Origin of the sequence: Arthrobacter arnarulunnguaqae, assembly GCF_051262515.1 — a bacterium.
GTDB lineage: Bacteria > Actinomycetota > Actinomycetes > Actinomycetales > Micrococcaceae > Arthrobacter_N.
On sequence record NZ_JBIMER010000044.1, the window covers coordinates 1 to 386 of the forward strand.

Here is a 386-nt window from a genome sequence, read left to right on the forward strand (position 1 = left end):
ACCACGGACGACGCGGACGGCGCAGGCGCCACGGGCGCTCCCTCCGGCGCCGGCGGCGGAAGCGGCGGAGGCCGCCCCACCGGCGTTCCTCCCCACCGCACGGCCGGGACGGCCCCGCCTGGCGATCGAGGCGGCAGGGACGGAGCGCCGTTCGGGGGCAGGGACGCTGCCGGCGGCGGGGCCGTCCATGGCGCAGACGCCGCCGGCGACAGGGCCGCCGACGGTGGTGACGGCGCTGCCGTCGCCGACGAGCGGAGCGTCGGGGTGAGCGGGGCAAGCGGGGCGGTCGGGGCCGACGGGGCCGACGAGCCCGAAGGAACCCGCGGGGGCGGCGCCGCGGACATCCCGGCGGGCACCCGCCCGGCGCAGGACAGCGATCCGGACAC

General features: G+C 81.6%; 1 pseudogene. It reads left to right on the top strand.

Annotated elements, in window-relative coordinates:
* A pseudogene (locus tag ACHAAJ_RS15595) lies at positions 1 to 386 on the top strand (hypothetical protein); the annotation flags it as partial.